16 protein-coding genes are annotated in these 19,065 nt (G+C 48.1%); all 16 read right to left on the reverse strand.

The annotated features are described in order from the left end of the window. Positions 1 to 60 precede the first annotated feature (60 nt). The 16 genes from NSQ39_RS10665 to NSQ39_RS10740 all read right to left on the reverse strand — a co-directional run bounded on the left by NSQ39_RS10665 (position 61) and on the right by NSQ39_RS10740 (position 19,029). Positions 61 to 1,959 carry a glycoside hydrolase family 9 protein gene (locus tag NSQ39_RS10665; protein WP_396335463.1) on the reverse strand — a complete coding sequence of 633 codons (1,899 nt, stop codon included), beginning with the start codon at positions 1,957 to 1,959 and terminating at the stop codon, positions 61 to 63. A gap of 441 nt (positions 1,960 to 2,400) precedes the next feature. Further along, positions 2,401 to 6,717, reverse strand: a complete 4,317-nt coding sequence (locus NSQ39_RS10670; protein WP_046128929.1) for a PolC-type DNA polymerase III — start codon at positions 6,715 to 6,717, stop codon at positions 2,401 to 2,403. An 85-nt stretch (positions 6,718 to 6,802) separates the two neighbouring features. Then, a complete protein-coding gene (locus NSQ39_RS10675; protein ID WP_046128930.1) occupies positions 6,803 to 8,521 on the reverse strand; it encodes a proline--tRNA ligase in 1,719 nt (572 codons plus the stop codon). A gap of 46 nt (positions 8,522 to 8,567) precedes the next feature. Continuing rightward, on the reverse strand, positions 8,568 to 9,833 hold the full coding sequence (gene rseP / locus NSQ39_RS10680) for an RIP metalloprotease RseP (protein WP_099047038.1): 1,266 nt from the start codon (positions 9,831 to 9,833) through the stop codon (positions 8,568 to 8,570). Between the two features lie 6 nt (positions 9,834 to 9,839). Next, positions 9,840 to 10,991, reverse strand: coding sequence for a 1-deoxy-D-xylulose-5-phosphate reductoisomerase (gene dxr / locus NSQ39_RS10685; protein ID WP_046128932.1), 1,152 nt, complete (start codon positions 10,989 to 10,991; stop codon positions 9,840 to 9,842). Between the two features lie 44 nt (positions 10,992 to 11,035). Next, a complete protein-coding gene (locus tag NSQ39_RS10690; protein ID WP_046128933.1) occupies positions 11,036 to 11,839 on the reverse strand; it encodes a phosphatidate cytidylyltransferase in 804 nt (267 codons plus the stop codon). Between the two features lie 12 nt (positions 11,840 to 11,851). Then, complete coding sequence (locus NSQ39_RS10695) at positions 11,852 to 12,631, reverse strand: isoprenyl transferase (RefSeq protein WP_175076227.1); 780 nt, start codon at positions 12,629 to 12,631, stop codon at positions 11,852 to 11,854. Between the two features lie 129 nt (positions 12,632 to 12,760). Beyond that, the gene (gene frr, locus NSQ39_RS10700) at positions 12,761 to 13,303 is read right to left on the reverse strand and encodes a ribosome recycling factor (RefSeq protein WP_202049319.1); all 543 of its coding nucleotides are present in this window, start codon (positions 13,301 to 13,303) and stop codon (positions 12,761 to 12,763) included. A gap of 16 nt (positions 13,304 to 13,319) precedes the next feature. Beyond that, positions 13,320 to 14,042, reverse strand: a complete 723-nt coding sequence (gene pyrH, locus NSQ39_RS10705) for a UMP kinase (protein WP_046128936.1) — start codon at positions 14,040 to 14,042, stop codon at positions 13,320 to 13,322. Positions 14,043 to 14,189: 147 nt separating this feature from the next. Further along, positions 14,190 to 15,071: a translation elongation factor Ts gene (gene tsf, locus NSQ39_RS10710; RefSeq protein WP_046128937.1), complete on the reverse strand. Its 882-nt coding sequence runs from the start codon at positions 15,069 to 15,071 to the stop codon at positions 14,190 to 14,192. Between the two features lie 99 nt (positions 15,072 to 15,170). Further along, on the reverse strand, positions 15,171 to 15,914 hold the full coding sequence (gene rpsB, locus NSQ39_RS10715; RefSeq protein ID WP_046128938.1) for a 30S ribosomal protein S2: 744 nt from the start codon (positions 15,912 to 15,914) through the stop codon (positions 15,171 to 15,173). 150 nt (positions 15,915 to 16,064) lie between these two features. Next, entirely contained in the window at positions 16,065 to 16,583 is a 519-nt protein-coding gene (locus NSQ39_RS10720) for a DUF6115 domain-containing protein (RefSeq protein WP_046128939.1), read from the reverse strand. 71 nt (positions 16,584 to 16,654) lie between these two features. After that, complete coding sequence (locus NSQ39_RS10725; protein ID WP_046128940.1) at positions 16,655 to 17,419, reverse strand: FliA/WhiG family RNA polymerase sigma factor; 765 nt, start codon at positions 17,417 to 17,419, stop codon at positions 16,655 to 16,657. Positions 17,420 to 17,441: 22 nt separating this feature from the next. Next, a complete protein-coding gene (locus NSQ39_RS10730; RefSeq protein WP_082094012.1) occupies positions 17,442 to 17,948 on the reverse strand; it encodes a chemotaxis protein CheD in 507 nt (168 codons plus the stop codon). Beyond that, positions 17,945 to 18,574, reverse strand: a complete 630-nt coding sequence (locus NSQ39_RS10735; protein ID WP_046128941.1) for a chemotaxis protein CheC — start codon at positions 18,572 to 18,574, stop codon at positions 17,945 to 17,947. Before NSQ39_RS10735 ends, NSQ39_RS10730 begins: the two co-directional genes overlap by 4 nt. Positions 18,575 to 18,582: 8 nt before the next feature. Next, positions 18,583 to 19,029, reverse strand: a complete 447-nt coding sequence (locus tag NSQ39_RS10740; RefSeq protein ID WP_373688015.1) for a chemotaxis protein CheW — start codon at positions 19,027 to 19,029, stop codon at positions 18,583 to 18,585. Positions 19,030 to 19,065: the final 36 nt, after the last annotated feature.

The raw sequence follows: 19,065 nt of genomic DNA on the forward strand, positions 1-19,065 counted from the left end.
GGTGTGTCCTCCTTTTAAAGCTTCTCCATGTTTTGCACGCCGGGTTTCCATCCCGGCTTTTTACTTCGGCTCGTTTCCGAATACGAGCCGTCCTCCATCATAAACAGGGATATACCGGGTTTTCGCAAGCATATATGACAGTCCTTGGTAGGAGTAATCGTTATTCGGATTCCAAAAGGCCGTTCCCGACGGTGCCGAAATGCGAAATTGCGCTTCCTTTTTGTGAGCCGATTGTCCGCCCGGATAAATCGGCACACCGCTGAAGCTGACTTCCGTGTAGTAAACGTGATTCTTTGCATCATAAGGCTTCAGCTGAGACACGGTTGCCCCCTCGTGATATCCTCCGAGTGCGACTTTGATGTCGTCGGCTGAATATCCGGCACCCGCCGCTTCAGTAAGGTCAATGTAATAGCGGAAAGACAGTTGATCGGATTTTCTTGCCGGCCATCCCGACCGGTTGTTGAGCTGCACCCGTATTTCGGTGAAATTGATTCCTGAGCTGTTGACGGACGCTTCTGCAAAAAACTCGTCATCCGGCGTTTCGTTTTCAGGGAAGCCGGGCAGCGGCAATTGTCCCACTCCATGCAGTTCATACATTTTCGCAATATTCCCCGTAAAAGCGGCATTGTAGTCAATCGCTACCTCGTTTGATACATAGTCTGATGTCTCATCCCGGTATGAATCGTCTCTTCCCGGTCCGCCGACCAGTGCTCCGTAAAGCGTATGCCGGTGGTTTTCAGGCACGTTCATATTGTCGGCCCATGACCCGTGTGCAGTCCGGTGATGCGGATGTTTCGGCGGATTTGTTCCATAGCCGACAACGAAGCTGCGCTTCCCCGGATTGTCTCCAAGCATATAGTTGATTTGCTGTTCGGCAAAATCGCGATACCTTTTCGCTTTAGCCTCGTCTTTTACCCAATCTGAATAAACAAACGCGAGAAACGCGGCATTTGATGCATAACGGAGCGAGCCCCACTGTTCAAGCCACGCCAGCCCTCCCGGCGTATATGTGATTCTTTCCGTGCTTCCGTCATGCTTGTAGCCGGTTGACCAGTAATCAAGGTTGCGCTCGACACTCGCGGTAAAGCGGGAATCGTTCGTCAGACGTGCCAACAGGAGCTGTGCCCCGTATGTGACGTCATCCCACGAAATGGTCCAGCGGTAAGGCCAGCTTGCCGGATCTCCCCAGTCGTTGACCGAAGAGAGCGCTTTGTCCAGATATCGCTCTTCATCGGTTGCCAGATACAGCCATACGGCTCCCCATGTCAATTCGTCCTTATACCCGCTCCACGAATTGTAATATTGCCGGGCATCTGTGATACAGTCGGAATATTTGCCGCGGTATCGGTCAGCGAAATCATACAGCTGCTTCGCGTGCGTTATAAGTGTCGCGGCATATGAGGAATCTGTCGGCTGAAAGACGATTGAAGCTGCAGCGAGGGCAGCAGCGGTACCGCCTGCTAAATCCGAACCGGGGCAGCCGGCATCAATCTTGTAGGCGGGACGCTTCATCGGCATGACTTCAGCCGGCCCCCACCAGCCGTGGTCAGCGGCTCCATTGCCGACCTGCCCCCAATATTCGTTAGGAGCTGTATGCGCTTTAATAAAATAATCCGTCGCCCATTTTAAATTGTCCAAAATCGCCCCGAGCTGTCCGGCTGCTATATACGCATCGCGGTATTCATAAACCGACCAGGCTAAAACGGCGGCAGAATACGCCATCGGCAGCCCGAACTTCACATGATCTCCGGCATCATACCATCCGCCGGTTAAATCGCGGCCGGCGTCCTTTCCGTCATCAAGCCCTGAATCGCCTCTCCAATTCAGCCGGCTGTTGTCGGGGAGTTTGCCTGAGCGCTGCGCTTCATAAAACAAGATCGACTTTTGCAGGAGCTCAGCGTAATTTTGCTGATTGTCCGCCGCATATGCCGTACTGTCCCTTTCAGAAAACGGCATCATAACCGCGGCGGCCAAAAGTACAGCAAGCGAGAAAAGCGCTTTCATTTTTGAAAAAACGGTCCGTTTCACATGATTCATCCCCCTCACCTCTGTTTACCGATAAAACTAAAAGTTTGCTACATCCTCCTCACCTCCTTTCAGTTAAAGCTCATAGTGTCTGCCAATAACAGAGAGATTCTGAATGCAACCTTTTTTGAGGGGGCGGTTAACATGGGGAAATGGTGTACTGTATAAAAACTTAGTTTGTTTAAACGAGAAACAAACTAAAGAGATTGATAGCTTTTTGTCTTCAAATCTGAGATTCTTTTGAAGATATTAACATTATTGTATATTTTATGTCAATGGATCTGGCAGCCCTTTATGCAGAATGAGGCATTTCCTCCTGCATCTGTCCTATTCGAAGAAAACCTAACAAAAAAACTGCCGACAAAGCCGGCAGTTTTAGAATAAAGAAAGCTGATTCTGTTCCGGAAGCGACTCTAAGCAGCCGTGCCGCTCCAAGTATTCCATAAGGGTTTTCGAAACCTTTCCCCTTTTTTGCAAATCTTCTTTTGAAAGAAATTCGCCTTCCTCCCTTGCCTTGACAATATTTAAAGCGGCGTTTGTACCAAGGCCCGGAATGGAGTTGAAAGGAGGGATCAGGCTGTTGCCGTCAATAATAAATTCTGAGGCGCTTGACCTGTATAAATCCACCTTTTGGAAAGAAAATCCCCTTTCACACATTTCAAGCGCCAGCTCAAGCACGGTAAGCAAGCTTTTCTCTTTCGGAGAAGCGTCAAGCCCCTTGCTGTTGATGTCATCCATGACGGCTCTGATCGCGGTCGAGCCTTTGATCATCGTATCGATATCGAAATCATCGGCGCGGACCGTAAAGTATGCCGCGTAATAAAGCAGAGGGTGGTGCACTTTAAAATATGCGATCCGGACGGCCATCAGCACATAGGCGGTGGCGTGGGCTTTCGGGAACATGTATTTGATTTTCTTGCATGAATCGATGTACCACTCGGGAACATTATTATTCCTCATTTCTTCTTCCCACTCCGGTGTCAAGCCTTTCCCTTTCCGGACAAACTCCATAATTTTAAAGGCCAGGGAAGGTTCAAGGCCCTGATAGATGAGATACACCATAATATCGTCGCGGCATCCGATAACCTCGCTCAGCTCGCATATATTATTATGAATGAGCTCCTGTGCGTTCCCGAGCCAGACGTCCGTGCCGTGAGAAAGTCCGGAAATCTGGACGAGCTCGGAAAATGTCGTAGGCTTTGTATCCTCAAGCATCTGTCTGACGAAACGGGTTCCGAATTCAGGGATTCCGAGCGTACCGGTTTTACAGCCGATCTGCTCTTCTGTGACGCCTAAAGACTCAGGCCCCTGGAAGATTTTCATGACTTCCGGATCATCGGTCGGAATCGTCTTCGGATCGATTCCGCTTAAATCCTGAAGCATGCGGATCACCGTCGGATCATCGTGTCCAAGAATATCAAGCTTCAGCAGATTGTCGTGAATCGAATGGAAGTCGAAGTGGGTCGTTTTCCATTCTGAATCGGTGGCATCTGCCGGAAACTGGATCGGTGAAAAATCGTAAATATCCATATAGTCCGGAACGACGATGATTCCGCCCGGGTGCTGGCCCGTCGTCCGCTTAACGCCGGTGCACCCCTGCACAAGGCGGTCGATTTCCGCCCCGCGTATATGCAGATTGTTATCGTTCGCATACCCTTTGACATATCCGTAAGCCGTTTTTTCGGCAACCGTGCCGATCGTTCCCGCGCGGTAGACGTTATCTTCCCCGAACAGCACTTTCGTGTAATTGTGGGCGCGGGGCTGATATTCCCCGGAGAAGTTCAAATCGATATCCGGAACCTTGTCCCCTTTAAAGCCCAGGAACGTTTCGAACGGAATATCGTGCCCGTCTTTTTTATAGACGGCCCCGCATTTCGGACAGTCTTTGTCAGGCAAGTCGAATCCCGAGCCGACAGATCCGTCATTGAAAAATTCCGAATGGCAGCAATCAGGACAGACGTAGTGCGGAGGCAGCGGATTAACCTCGGTAATTTCAGTCAATGTCGCAACGAGTGAAGAACCGACCGATCCCCTTGAGCCGACGAGATAACCGTCATCAAGAGAGCGTTTTACGAGCTTGTGGGAAATCAGATAAATAACGGCAAATCCGTGGCCGATAATGCTTTTCAGCTCTTTTTCGATACGCTTCTCCACAATCTCGGGCAAATTTTCGCCGTAAATGCTTTTCGCTTTTTCATAGCTCATGTTGCGGATTTCTTCATCTGCCCCTTCGATCTTCGGCGTATAGAGATCGTCTTTGATCGGTTTGATTTCTTCGATTTTTTCGCTGATCATCCGCGTATTCGTCACAACGATTTCTTTCGCTTTTTCCTTGTCCAAGAATGAAAAGGCTTCAAGCATTTCATCCGTCGAACGGAAATGAACGTTCGGCAGCTCATGCCTGTTCAGCGGATTTGCCCCGCCCTGCGAGGAAATCAAAATCTTTCTGTAGATTTTGTCCTCCGGATTTAAGTAATGCACATTTCCTGTTGCCACGACGGGTATGTTCAGCTTGTCCCCAAGCTTTGTGATGTTTGTAATGATTTCCTTGAGCGATTTTTCATCCCTGACCAGCTCAAGCTCGAGCAGATGGCGGTAGACTTCAGGCGGCATCACTTCAAGATAGTCATAGAACGAAGCGATCTCCTCGACCTCTTCCGGCGATTTCTGCATCATGCCTTCAAATACTTCGCCTTTGTCGCACGCCGAGCCGACTAACAGGCCTTCTCTGTGCTTTTCCAGCTGTGACCGCGGAATTCTCGGCACCCTGTAAAAATAGTTGATGTGTGAAAGTGAAACGAGTTTGAACAGGTTTTTTAAGCCTGTTTCGTTTACCGCCAAAAGTGTCGCATGATAAGGTCTTGAGCGCTGATACGCATTCGACTGCCCCATGTTTTCATTGAGCTGGTCATGATACAAAATATTTTTTTCAGCCGCGTCTTTAAGCATTTTCACGAGGAGATAGCCCGTCGCTTCCGTATCATAAATCGCCCTGTGGTGCTGCGTGAGCTCGATATCGAACTTTTTACAGAGCGTATTCAGTCTGTGGTTTTTGAACTCAGGGTAGAGAAAACGTCCAAGTTCCAGCGTATCGATGACAGGGTTTTGCGCTTTTTCGGTTTTCAGAAGCCGCTTATAGGCGACATTGATGAACCCCATGTCAAAACTCGCATTGTGGGCGACAAGCGTGTGGTCTCCGATCCATTCCTTAAAATCCCTGATCACTTCTTCAACATCTGGTGCGTCTTTGAGCATATCGTCCGTAATTCCCGTCAGCTCAATGATGGTAGCTGATAAAGGACGATGCGGGTTAGCAAACCTTTCAAAACGCTCGATGATTTCCCCGCCTTTTACTTTTACAGCGGCCAATTCGATGATCGTATCGTATACCGCGGACAGCCCCGTCGTTTCGACGTCAAATACGACATAGGTTTCCTCTTCTAAAAGACGGTGCGCGGGGTTGTAAGCGATCGGCACGCCGTCATCTACGAGATTCGCTTCAAGGCCGTAGATCATTTTCACGCCGTGTTTTTTGCTTGCCGCATACGCATCCGGAAACGACTGTACGACGGCGTGATCCGTAATTGCGATGGCGGAATGGTTCCATTTTTTCGCCTGTTCGACAAGCTTGCCGATGCTTGTAACGGCATCCATTTGGCTCATCGGCGAATGAAGGTGAAGTTCAACCCGTTTTTCGTCATCCGGTGCGGTATCTTCGCGCGTTTTCGCTTTGATTTCATTTACATCGTTGGCGATCATAACTAAATCGCGGACGAACGTGTCGTTTTGAATGCTTCCCCGCGCCTTGACCCACATCCCTTTTTTCAAGGATTTCATCAGGTTTGCGTCCTCTTTCTCGCGGGCGAACATTTTGATGAGGATGCTGTTCGTATAATCTGTGATTTTAAAGATGCAAAGCGTTCTGCCGCTCTTGAGCTCCCTTGTTTCAGCATCAAACACATACCCTTGAACCGTAATTCTCCGCTCTTCATCCATGATGCTGTCAAGCGTCCTGATTTCTTCCGTGTCTTTGATCGGATAGCCGATTTGCAGCGGCCCTTGCGGCGCCTCATCTTCAGCGCTTTCTTTATCCTGCTTTTCCATTTCGATTAAGGCCTGAAGGGCGCGTTCCTTGTCTTCAGCCAGCTTTTGTTCTCTGAATTTCTGAATCTCTTGATCTGATACGAAAATTTCAGTCTCGAGCTGAAGCTCGGGAAACCCGAACGTCCGGTAGCTTGCCTGAATGAGTGAAGCGTATTTTTTCTTCAGTGCCGAAGCTTCTGTATCTGTTTTCGTTTTCAGTACGAGTTTGTTCCCTGAAAGTTTAGGCTTTTGCTCATTCAAAAGCGTTAAAATCGGCGGAGAAATGCCGTCTAATTCTTGAATGCAGCGCGTCCAGTAGTCCTGGATGAGCCGCTCGTCCACCGTCCGGTCTTCGGCTTCGATTGAGCATGTCACTTGTGCAATATGGGAAAAGGTGCGTGTCAGCTGGTGATGAAACCGTTCGAAAACCTGATACGGCAGCACGGCTTTAAATTGAAAGTGGAAATGCCAGGTCTTCTTGTTTTTATGAACGGTAAGCTTGATGATCTGCCCGCCTTCAAGATGGCGGATTACTGTATCTTCGGTAAAATTCAGCTGCTGCAGAAGAATTTGAAACTGTCTTCTGTTGACAGAAAGCTGGTCTTCCAAGACAGATTCCTCCCTAAAAGAAAATCATAATGGAAGGTACCTCAGGGATTCCCGAGGTACCTTCCTTTACATTAGTGTAACACGTTTATGAATGTGAAGATAAGCTCTTGATTTGCTTTTCGATGAAGTCTGAAAGCTCGCCGGCTGCGACTTCAAAAGTCTCCCCGGTTTTGCGGATCTTCACTTCGACAATGCCTTCGTCAGCACGCTTTCCGACCGTGATACGGATCGGAAGGCCGATGAGATCGGAGTCCGCAAATTTTACGCCGGCCCTCTCAGCCCTGTCGTCAAATAAAACGTCATAACCCTTCTCTTTACATTCGCCGTATAATCGTTCAGCAAGCTCGGCCTGTGCGTCATTTTTCATGTTGAGCGCGAGAATGTGAAGGTCATACGGGCTCACGCTCAGCGGCCAGATCAGGCCTTTCTCGTCGTGATGCTGTTCGACGATGGCGGAAAGCGTCCGTGAAATACCGATTCCGTAGCAGCCCATCAGCATCGGTTTGGCGCGGCCGTTTTCGTCAAGGAATGTCGCATCCATCGCTTCTGAATAGCGGGTGCCGAGTTTGAATACCTGTCCGACTTCGATTCCCTTTGCAAAGCGGATCGTCCCTTTGCCGTCAGGGGACGGATCTCCCTCCTGGATGAATCGGAGGTCAGCGTATGTGACATTGCCCGCATCGCGGCTGATATTGACGTTTTGATAATGGTAGTCAGCTTTGTTCGCGCCTGCGGCTGCATTTGCCATCGCTTTTACGGCGAAATCGGCGTATACCTCGATGTCCGGGTTAAGGCCTATCGGTCCGACAAAGCCCGGCTCTGTCCCGATGACCAATTGGACTTCTTCAGCGCTTGCGAATTCGATCGTTTGCGCGTTCAGCAGATTTTTCACCTTAATATCGTTCACTTCATGATCCCCTCTTGTCAAGACGAGGACGAAGCGGTCGTCCGCCTTCAGCAGCATCGATTTGATGCAGTCTGACGGGGATACATGTAAAAATCCGGCAAGCTCTTCAATCGTTTTCACGCCTGGCGTATGGACTTCCTGGAGCTCTTTCATGTCTTCGTTTTTGGCTTCAGCGGATTCCAGCACTTCTGCCATTTCGATGTTGGCAGCATATGACGACTGATCTGAATAGGCAATCGTATCTTCCCCGACATCGGATAGCGCCATGAATTCATGCGTGTCCTTTCCGCCCATTGCGCCGGAGTCGGCGATAACCGGCCTGAAATTCAATCCGCATCTCGTAAAGACGTTCATGTAAGCCTGATACATATCGTTGTATGTCTTATCAAGGCTTTCAGCAGATGAATGGAAAGAATACGCGTCTTTCATGATGAATTCGCGGCCTCTCAGCAATCCGAAACGCGGACGCTTTTCATCGCGGAATTTGGATTGGATCTGATAGAGGGTCAGCGGAAGCCGCTTGTACGATTTGATTTCGTCCCGTACGATGCTTGTGATGACCTCTTCGTGTGTGGCGCCGAGCGCAAATTCGCGGCCGTGGCGGTCTTTCAGCCTCATCAGCTCAGGTCCGTATGTATACCATCTTCCGGATTCCTGCCAAGTTTCAGCCTGCTGCAGCGCCGGCATCAGCATTTCAACCGCGTTGATGTTTTCCATCTCTTCGCGGACGATGGCCTGAATCTTTTGAATTACTTTATTGGCAAGGGGCATATAGCTGTATACGCCGCTCGTATTTTGTCGGATAAAACCCGCTCTGAGAAGGAGCTGATGGCTTTTCGCCTCCGCATCAGCCGGCACTTCCCGGAGCGTCGGAATTAGAGTCCTGCTCTGTCTCATTTCGTTCGCACCTCATTTATGTCAATTGGTTACTTTTTATTCATTTTTATAAAAATAAACGCTGGATGTCGTTCCATGTAACGACAAGCATCAACAGCATCAGAAACGCCACGCCGATGAATACGACAAATGCTTCTTTTTCCCGGTTGATCGGCTTTCCGCGGACCGCTTCAATCAACAGAAACAACAGCCTTCCGCCGTCCAAAGCCGGAATCGGCAGGAGGTTGACAATCCCGAGGTTAATGCTTAAAAAGGCTGCAAGCTTCAGCAGGTTGATGATACCCGTTTTCGCCACTTGCTCTGTCATATCATAGATGCCGACAGGTCCAGCCAGCATATCGATCGAAAACTGGCCCGTCACGATTTTGCTTAGGCTTGTGACGATGTTCTGCGCCACAGCGACAGTTTCGGTCGCGCCGTATGAAATCGATGTTAACATGCCTTTTTGCACAGGGTTATAAGCGCCGAATCTGCCGACGGTTTCTTTCCCCGATTTGACCGATTCAGGGGTCACATATTTCGTCATCTTGACATTGTCGCGCGTCAGAACGACCTTCAGTTCCTTTTCCGGATGCTCCCTGACCGTGTTGACAATATCGGTCCACGAAGACATTTTTTCTCCGTTGATCGTCTGGATGCGGTCTCCTTCCTTGAGTCCGGCTTCAGCTGCACGTCCGTTGTCGATCAGCTTTCCGAGCACCGGCTCATCTGAAGGCACGCCCTGCATCAACCCGAGCATGACGAGAATCACGTAAGCCAGAATAAAATTCATGATCGGACCGGCTGCAATTGCTTTGATTCGCTGCCAGACCGTTTTCGAATGAAATTGGCGGTTGTACGGTGCAACCTGCACTTCTTCCCCGTCGACGATGAAAAATGACGTTTCACTGACGGAAAAGGAAACGAGCTGATCCTCATTGCCTTGCTCATAGCCGGAAATTCTCATCTGGTGCTCCAAATCGGCCTCTTCGACTTCGATGACCAATGCATCAGGATATTTTTCTTTTTGATTTAAAATGATTTTCTCGACTTTATTTTCTTTGTTGAACAAAAGCCCGACCGTATAACCCGGCTTCACCTCGACCATTTCGGGATCTTCGCCGGCCATCCGGACAAAGCCGCCGATCGGAAACAGGCGGATCGTATAGACGGTCTCATTTTTCTTAAACGAAAAGATCTTCGGGCCGAAGCCGATGGCAAACTCCCGGCACAGGATCCCCGCTCTTTGGGCAAGGATTAAATGGCCCAGCTCATGGAAAAAAACGAGCGTTCCAAAAATGAGAATAAAAGCTATCACAGTATTCACGGACATACCACCTTATGTGAGTAATGTTTGGACAAACCTTCTGGCATCTTTGTCCACTTCACGGATCTCCTGAAGGCTAGGTTTTGCAATCGCCTGATGACGTTCCAATGCTTTTTCGATGATGTCTTCGATTTCCAAAAAGGTAATCCTGCCTGACAGAAACGCTGCAACGGCTTCCTCATTGGCCGCATTTAAAACGGTCGGCATTGTACCGCCTATTTTGCCTGATTCATATGCGAACTGTAAGCAGCGGAACCTTTCAACATCAGCTTGGGCAAAATTCAGCTGGCCGATCTCCCACAGCTCGAGAGATTTCGCTTCTTCAAACGGCAGGCGCTTCGGATAGCTGAGCGCGTATTGGATCGGCACTCTCATATCGGGGGTGCCGAGCTGGGCGATGACGCTTCTGTCATGAAACTCGACCATTGAATGGATGATGCTTTCCTTGTGCAGCAGAACATCGATCTGTTCGTACGGCAGGTCGAAAAGCCAGTGCGCTTCTATGACTTCGAGTCCTTTATTCATCATTGTAGCCGAATCGATCGTAATTTTTGCACCCATCGACCAATTTGGATGGTTGAGGGCTTCCTCGACCGTTACGCCTTCCAGCTCTTTTCTCGTTCTGTCTCTGAAACTTCCGCCCGAAGCCGTGATGACGAGGCGCTTGATCTGTTTCGGATTTTCGCCCTGGAGGCATTGAAAAATCGCAGAATGCTCGCTGTCGACGGGCAGCAATGGAACATCGTATTGTTTTGCATGTTCTTTCACTATATGTCCGGCTGTCACAAGAGTTTCCTTATTTGCAAGCGCAATTGTTTTTTTATGCTCTATCGCCTTTAACGTCGGAATAAGTCCGACGCTTCCGACAAGAGCGTTGACGACGATATCCGCTTCCGGGAAAACAGCCGCTTCCATTAAAGCTTCTTCCCCGACTCCCGTTTGAAAGGAGTAGGAAAAAGAAAGCTGTTTTAATTTTTTATATGTACGCTCATCACCGGCGGCTACGTATTTCGGTTTAAACATTTCGATGATCTCAGCCGCTTTTTCTACATTTTTGCCAAACGTCATCGCCGCAAGACGAAATTTATCGCCGTGCGCTTTTATGACATCAAGCGTCTGTTCCCCGATGGAGCCTGTCGCCCCCAAAAGACATATGTTCTTCAAAATTGCCGCACCTCTGTTTCTTTCTAGCTATCAGTACTTCTCTATCATAGCCCGAACGGCTGAAAAAGAACAAGCAAGAAGTATAAAACCGGCATGACAAATAAAAAGCTGTCAAAGCGGTCGAGCATTCCGCCGTGTCCGGGAAGAATCCGTCCGGAGTCTTTCACCTGGTAATGCCGCTTGAACGCAGATTCGGCCAAATCGCCGAGCTGCCCGACGATCGACAAAAGCACGGTGATCAAAAACACGAATAAATACGAATGCGGAAAGCCTGTTGCGGCCTGGTAAACGGCCGAAAAGACGACAGCCGTCAAAATGCCTCCCCAAAAGCCTTCAATCGTTTTGTTGGGGCTGATCTCAGGCCAAAGCTTGCGCTTACCGAGGGCCTTTCCGATAAAATAAGCGCCCGAATCCGTCGACCAGACGACGCCGATCGCAAAAAATACATAGCTGAGACCGATGCTTCTGATTTCGATAAAATAATAAAAACCGAATCCGATATAGATTGCAGCCAAAGCAGCAAAAGCCGCTTCATCAAAAGAAAACGAGTTTTTGCTGAGGACCGTATAAGAAAGCAAGAGCAGCACGGCCAAAAACACGGTTTCCCCTTTCGTGACGGTGATATCCACGGTTCCGCCAAATTGAGCCGGGACTAATAAAATCATGAGCAGCAAGAGGCTTATGATGCCCGGGGGGCTCAAAAGCTTCATGCCTTTCATTCTCAAAAGTTCAAATAGGGCCAATATGCCCATCGCGTAGACCAGCAAGGTGAACGGCAGCTCGCCCAAAATCACGAGCGGCAAAAAAATCGCCGCTGCCAGAACACCCGTCAATATTCTCTGTTTCATCTGCACCATCCTCTAAATTCCGCCAAACCTTCTCCCTCGACGTTGATACTCTCCGATGGCCTGTAGGAAATGAACTTCTTTAAAATCAGGCCACAGAACATCGGTGAATAAAAACTCGCTGTACGCAAGCTGCCAGAGCATGAAATTGCTCAGCCTGATCTCGCCGCTTGTCCGAATCAGCAAATCGGGATCCTGCAGCGATTCGGTCATTAAATAATCGGAAAACAGCTTTTCATCGATTTCTTCAATGTCGAGCGTCCCTTTTTTTGCTTCCTCGGCGATTCTTTTGGCAGCATTTGCGATTTCCGCACGTCCCCCGTAGTTCAATGCAAAGTTAAGAATAAGTCCGTCATTGTGCTCCGTATCGCTGATGGCTTTTTCCACAGCGCGGATCGTATGAGGGGGCAGACCGTTCTTATCACCGGTAATGCGCACCTGAACATTCTCTTCCACCAATTCAGGAAGATACGTGCCCAAAAATTCTTCAGGCAGCTTCATCAGAAAATCAACCTCAAGCTTTGGACGTTTCCAGTTTTCAGTAGAAAAAGCATACAAAGTCAATGCTTTGACACCAAGTTCGCTTGCAAGCTTTGTTGTCTCCCTGACTACCTTCATGCCTTCATGATGGCCCGCGATGCGGGGCATGGCACGTTTTTTTGCCCAACGGCCGTTTCCGTCCATAATAATGGCGATATGTTCAGGAATTTCTCCCTTTAATATATTTTCTTTTGTGTAAGATTCATTGGAAGCAGCCGAATGCTGGTTCTTCCAATTTTTGAGTATATTGAGCATGAGATTCCTCCATCACCCAAAAGGTTGCTTTCCTGTGATATCCTGCTAGATAACAACAGTATTAACAAAAAAACCCCCTGTAAACATGAGAGGGTCTTTTCACTATTATCTATTGTACAGAGTTTTTCATTAAACTTCCATGATTTCTTTCTCTTTATCTTTTGTGATCTCATCGATTTTTGACACGTATTCATCTGTCAGTTTTTGCACGTCTTCCGTTGAAGAACGCAGTTCATCCTCAGTCATTTCACCATTTTTCTCTAATTTTTTCAGATCGTCGTTTGCATCGCGGCGGATGTTGCGGACGGCGACTTTCGCATCTTCAGAATATTTTTTGACGAGCTTGACGAGCTCTTTTCTGCGCTCCTCTGTTAAAGGAGGAATCGTGATGCGGATAATGCTGCCGTCGTTTGTCGGAGTCACGCCCAAATCGGCTTTTTGAATCGCTTTTTCGATGTCTCCGAGCGCCGTTTTATCATACGGTGTGATGACGAGCATGCGCGCTTCAGGCACAGTAATGGACGAAAGCTGGTTTAAAGGCGTTTGCGCTCCGTAGTATTCGACCGTTACTTTATCCAACAGCGACGGATTCGCACGTCCGGCACGGACTGTGGCAAGTTCGCGCTGGTATGCGGCCACGGCTTTTTCCATGCGTTCTTTAGTTTCATTCATCACTTGATTTGACACGTTATTTCCCCCTTACGATTGTTCCGATTGGTTCGCCGAACACGGCTTTTTTAATATTTCCTTCTTCCATAATGGAAAAGACGATCAGCGGGATGTCGTTATCCATGCACAGTGAAGAAGCAGTCGAATCCATGACGGCCAAACCGTCTTTCAATACGTCGAGATATGACAGTTGTTCATATTTTACGGCCGTTTCGTCAGTCCTTGGATCGGCATTGTACACGCCGTCGACATTATTTTTGGCCATCAAAATGACGTCGGCTTCAATTTCAGCCGCTCTTAGCGCAGCTGTCGTGTCCGTAGAAAAATACGGATTGCCTGTACCGGCAGCGAAAATGACGACACGCTTCTTTTCAAGATGGCGAATCGCTTTTCTTCTTATGTATGGCTCAGCGACCTGCCTCATTTCTATCGATGTCTGCACCCTTGACTGAACGCCGAGTGTTTCAAGGCTGTCTTGAAGGGCGAGGGAATTCATGACAGTTGCAAGCATTCCCATGTAATCTGCCGTCGCGCGATCCATTCCCAGATCGCTTCCGGTTTTTCCGCGCCACAGGTTGCCTCCTCCGACAACGACTGCAACTTCAACGTCAAGCTCGGCGATTTCCTTCACCTGCTTGGCGATGGACTGGATCACGGTCGGGTTGATGCCGCTTCCCTGCTCACCCGCAAGCGCTTCTCCGCTAAGCTTTAATACGATACGATTATACTTTGGTTTTTCCATAATAACCTCCAAGTGCATGCTTGCCGTTATTTATTATGCAAGAGAAAAAAAGGTTTGTAAACTGTTTTAAAAATAGGGACACAGTCAGTGTCCCTTATTTTCCTTGAAAAGATCGTGCCGAACTGCTTTGGCAAGCGCTTTTCAGTCTTATTTTTTCACTTGGTTCATAACTTCTTCAGCAAAGTTTTCTTGGCGTTTTTCGATTCCTTCTCCGACTTCGTAGCGGACGAATGTTTCAACGGTTGCGTTTTTCGCGCCGACAACCTGCTTCACTTTTTCATCAGGGTTTTTCACGAACGCCTGATCCAGGAGGCAGATTTCTTCGAAGTATTTGTTCAGACGGCCTTCAACCATTTTAGCGACGATGTTTTCAGGCTTGCCTTCTTGAAGAGCTTGCTGAGTCAAAATTTCGCGCTCGTGTTTTGCTTCTTCCTCAGACACTTGGTCACGGGAGATGTAGCGAGGGTTGATAGCCGCAATGTGCATTGCGATGTCTTTCGCAGTCTCTTCGTCAGTTGTGCCGTTTAGAACGGTCAGCACGCCGATTTTTCCGCCCATGTGCAGGTATGAACCGAATGCAGCGTCATCGCCTTTTGTAAGCACAGCGAAGCGGCGAAGCGTAATTTTTTCTCCGATTTTTGCAACGGCGCTCGTAATGTATTCTTCAACAGTTGAACCGTTTGCCATTTTTTGCGCCATAGCTGTTTCAAGGTTTTCAGGCTTTTCGGCAAGAATATGATCAGCCAGGTCGTTTAGAAGCGCTTTGAAGCCTTCGTTTTTCGCAACGAAGTCAGTTTCAGAGTTCACTTCCAAAATCACGCCTGTGTTGCCTTCTGTTTTCACGAGCGTCAGACCTTCAGCAGCGATGCGGTCAGCTTTTTTCGCCGCTTTTGCAATTCCTTTTTCTCTGAGAAGGTCGATTGCTTTGTCCATGTCGCCGTCAGTTTCAGTTAACGCTTTCTTGCAGTCCATCATGCCTGCACCGGTTTTTTCGCGAAGCTCTTTTACCATTTGTGCACTAATTGCCATTTTGATTTCCTCCTTATGATTCAACAAATTATGTAAATTGTCATTTGGTGAAAAAAAAGGTGATAAAAGGCAGTTCCCCCTTATCACCTTTTGATCAGGTTAAGCAGTTGTCGTTTCAGTTGTTTCTGCTTCTTTCTCTTCTGTTTCAGCTGCTGTTTCTTCACCTTGCTTCGCTTCCAAAATCGCATCGGCCATTTTAGAAGTAAGCAATTTGACAGCGCGGATCGCGTCGTCGTTCGCAGGGATGACAACGTCGATTTCATCAGGGTCGCAGTTTGTGTCGACGATTCCGATGATCGGAATGTTCAGCTTGCGCGCTTCAGCAACAGCGATGCGCTCTTTGCGAGGGTCGATGATGAACAGCGCGTCAGGAAGTTCTTTCATGTCTTTGATTCCGCCAAGGAATTTTTCAAGACGCTCTAATTCTTTTTTCAATTGAACGACTTCTTTTTTAGGAAGCACGTCAAATGTGCCGTTTTCTTGCATTTTTTCGATATCTTTAAGGCGTTTGATACGCTTTTGGATCGTTTCAAAGTTTGTTAATGTACCGCCGAGCCAGCGTTGGTTGACATAGTACATTCCAGAACGTTCCGCTTCTTCTTTAACAGAGTCTTGTGCTTGCTTTTTCGTACCGACGAAAAGGATTTTTCCTCCGTCAGCTGCAAGGTTTTTCGTAAAGTTGTATGCTTCCTCAACTTTTTTGACCGTTTTTTGAAGGTCGATGATGTAGATTCCGTTACGCTCCGTGAAGATGTAACGTTTCATTTTTGGGTTCCAACGGCGAGTTTGGTGACCGAAGTGAACACCAGCTTCAAGCAATTGCTTCATAGAAATGACTGACATGTGATTTCCTCCTAATATAATGGTTTTTTCCTCCGCTTAGGTCATTTTTATGCAGGACTAACGCGCACAGCGCGATAGCACCGCTTGCATAAATCGTTAAGCGTGTGTAATTAACACCACGAATTAATATAACATAAGCTTCCCGGACAATCAAGAATCGTTTTTCAGCTTTCCGCGAAATTTTAACAAAAGCTCGATTTCGGTTTTTCCGCTTTTCAACTGCCTTGCAATATCTTCGGGTGAATAGCCCTCTTCATGCAGTGCGACGGCTTTTTCTTCAAAGGAAACCGCTTCGCCCGTTTGTTCCTGATTCAGGACATCTTCTTTTCTTTCCACTTCATCAATCATCGATTCGATGTGAAGCGGCAGATCGTCCGCGTCTTTTGCTCCAGGGCGGTCGGCGGCGGCTTCTTCCGGGGCGGCCGGACGGTGTTTTTCCGCTTGCTGCACTTCGTGTTCCCCGGCTTGCTGCAGCTGGCTGACGAGCCTTTCATTTTCGTCTTTCAGCTCCATCAGAAATGCGGTCAGCGTATTCTCTGTTTCTTCCAATAGCTGTTTTTGATTTTTTTCGGCCTCTTTAAAAGCGCTGAGCCGCGTGTAAAGGATGATGACGAAATAGATCAGTATACCGTGGAGCATAAAGCTCGTAATCCATAATATTGTTGACATTTTTTTCACTCGCTAACCATGGATTTTAAAAGGTTCTTAAAAAACGCTGCCGGCAAAGCCAGCAGCTAAGATTATTGTACCACTTTATCAAGAAGGTGCTTTAGTTTATAAAGCGCCTTGGAGTGAATCTGCGAAATGCGGGAGGTCGATAAATTCAGAATCTGTCCGATTTCAGTCAGCGTCAGCTCTTCTTTATAAAATAAGCTGATGACAAGCTGTTCTTTTTCGGAAAGCTCGCTGATTTTTTCGGAAAGCTGGGATATCAGTTCGTCTTTGATCATCTTTTCTTCAGGAGTGCTCGTTTTGTCGTCCCTGATCATGACCTGGACATTCTCCCCGTCTTCATGGTCGTGAAGCTTTTCATCAATGGAAAGGAGATTTGCAAAAAACCCCTCATTGATTGTCGTCACGACATCCTGTTCTGTCATTCCCAATTCAGCCGCGATTTCGCTCGGTGATACGTTTCGCAAGTAGCGCTGTTCAAGCTTTTCAATCGCCGCTTCGACTTTTTTCGTTTTTTCCCGGGATGTTCTCGGAAGCCAGTCCTCTTTTCGAAGGCCGTCGATAATCGCGCCCCTGATTCTGAAAGAAGCGTATGTATCGAATTTCAGATCCCTTCCCGGATCGAATTTTTCAAGGGCATCATACAAACCCAGCATGCCGAGGCTCACCAGATCATCTTTATGTACGGACTTTGGCAAGCCGACGGCGATCCGGCCGACGTGGTATGTGACAAGCGGCATATAGCGGCGGATCAAATCATCGCCGGCCTGAGGATCTTTCCATTCTTTCCACCGCGACCAAAGCTCTTGATCTTCGTAGTTCAAGGATTGCATCGTTATCCCCCTAAATTGCTTATTAAATCGTCGTTATACCTTGTTTCACAGTGCGGATGACAAGCTCCGCAGTCTGCGGATCAAACTCGATGGTCCTTCCGCTGTTTCCGCCTGTATCCTCGCTTACAATCGGAATGTTCAAGAGAGATAGATGTTTTTTTATCGCCAACACGTTTCTTGGCCCGACTTTCATCAAATCATTCGTCATTTTAAATTTAAACATTTCGGCTCCTCCGGCCATCTTCGCTTTCAGGGCGAATTTGCGGCAGCCGGCTTTAAGCAGCATGTCAACCGTTGATGCAACAGCCGTGTCCGCGTATTTTGCCAGATTGATATCCGGGGTCTTTGAAAGGGAAGAATCGGGAAGCATGACATGGACGAGTCCGGCTGTTTTCGCTTCCAGATCGTAAAGCACAAGCCCGACGCACGAGCCGAGCCCGGATGTTCTGATGCGGTCCGGAGTGCGGACAATCTTCACATCTGCAATGCCCACCCTGATAATAGTAGTCTCTTTTTCTATCATTTTCATAGCGCTGCACCCAATGTCCGGAAGAGCTTTTCAAACGAATCATAGTCAGGCAAAAGGAAAAGGTGCGCATTTACCTTCCGGTTGTGCTCTTCGTCAAAAATGGAATTGTCAATGACGATCACTTGGTCCCCGATTTGGCTGAGCTCGATCAGCCCTTCGCTGATGACGGCTCCGAACATATCAAGCGTAAGTTCGGGAACGCTCGGATACATTTGCCGGTTTGTCAAATCGGCGAGAGCCGTCAAATAAGACCCCGCCATAATGTTGCCCAGTTCATGAAGGGCGGAGGCACCGATATCATCAGGCGTCATGCTGTCGATCTCGAATTCCGGATTGCCGACAAGCTCCCTGATTAACTGCTCCGCCTCTGAAAAAGGCATGATAACGAACATGGAGCCCGGAAAATCCCCCTCCATCCTTAAAAAAATACTGGCGACAGGAAGGTCTGCTCCGCCGAAGAAGTTCACCAGTTCATCAAATGACAGCAGCTTGACAAACGGCACTTCCATCTCGATTTTCCTGTTGAGCAACTGGGCCAAAGCTGACGCCGAATGACCGGCTCCAATGTTTCCTACTTCCCGCAAAATATCAAGATGCTGTTCTGTAATTCCCTTAAATATGCTCATCTCTCTACCTACTTCTTCGCGTTTTCTGAAGCTGCAGAAAGGCTGGACTTCCTGTTTAATACGGCTTCAGAGTCAATTAGATTAAGAAGTCTGGAGCCTTGCTTCACAATGCCTTTTATCCATTGCCTGCCGTCTTTCCCGACCGTTTCGGGAGCTGATTCGATCTCGTGCTCTTCGACGGTGATAACGTCGTTTGCTTCATCTACGACCCAGCCGACTTCGATGTCCTGATAGGTAATGATGATAATTCTCGTTTCATCCGTAATGTCATCACCGGGCGCCCCGATCCGCTTTCTTAAATCGATGACAGGCGTGACGACGCCCCTTAAATTGATGACGCCGCAAATATACGGTTCAACTCCAGGAACCCTTGTAGGCTGCTGCCACTTTTCGATCGACATGACTTCTGAAACGGATATGGCATATTCTTTATGATTCACTTTGAATACAATCATTTTTTCACCGGTGGTAGTCTGTGTGGTCAAGAGGAT

This window comes from Bacillus sp. FSL W8-0848, assembly GCF_038007805.1.
In the GTDB taxonomy this organism is placed as follows: Bacteria; Bacillota; Bacilli; order Bacillales; family Bacillaceae; genus Bacillus; species Bacillus glycinifermentans.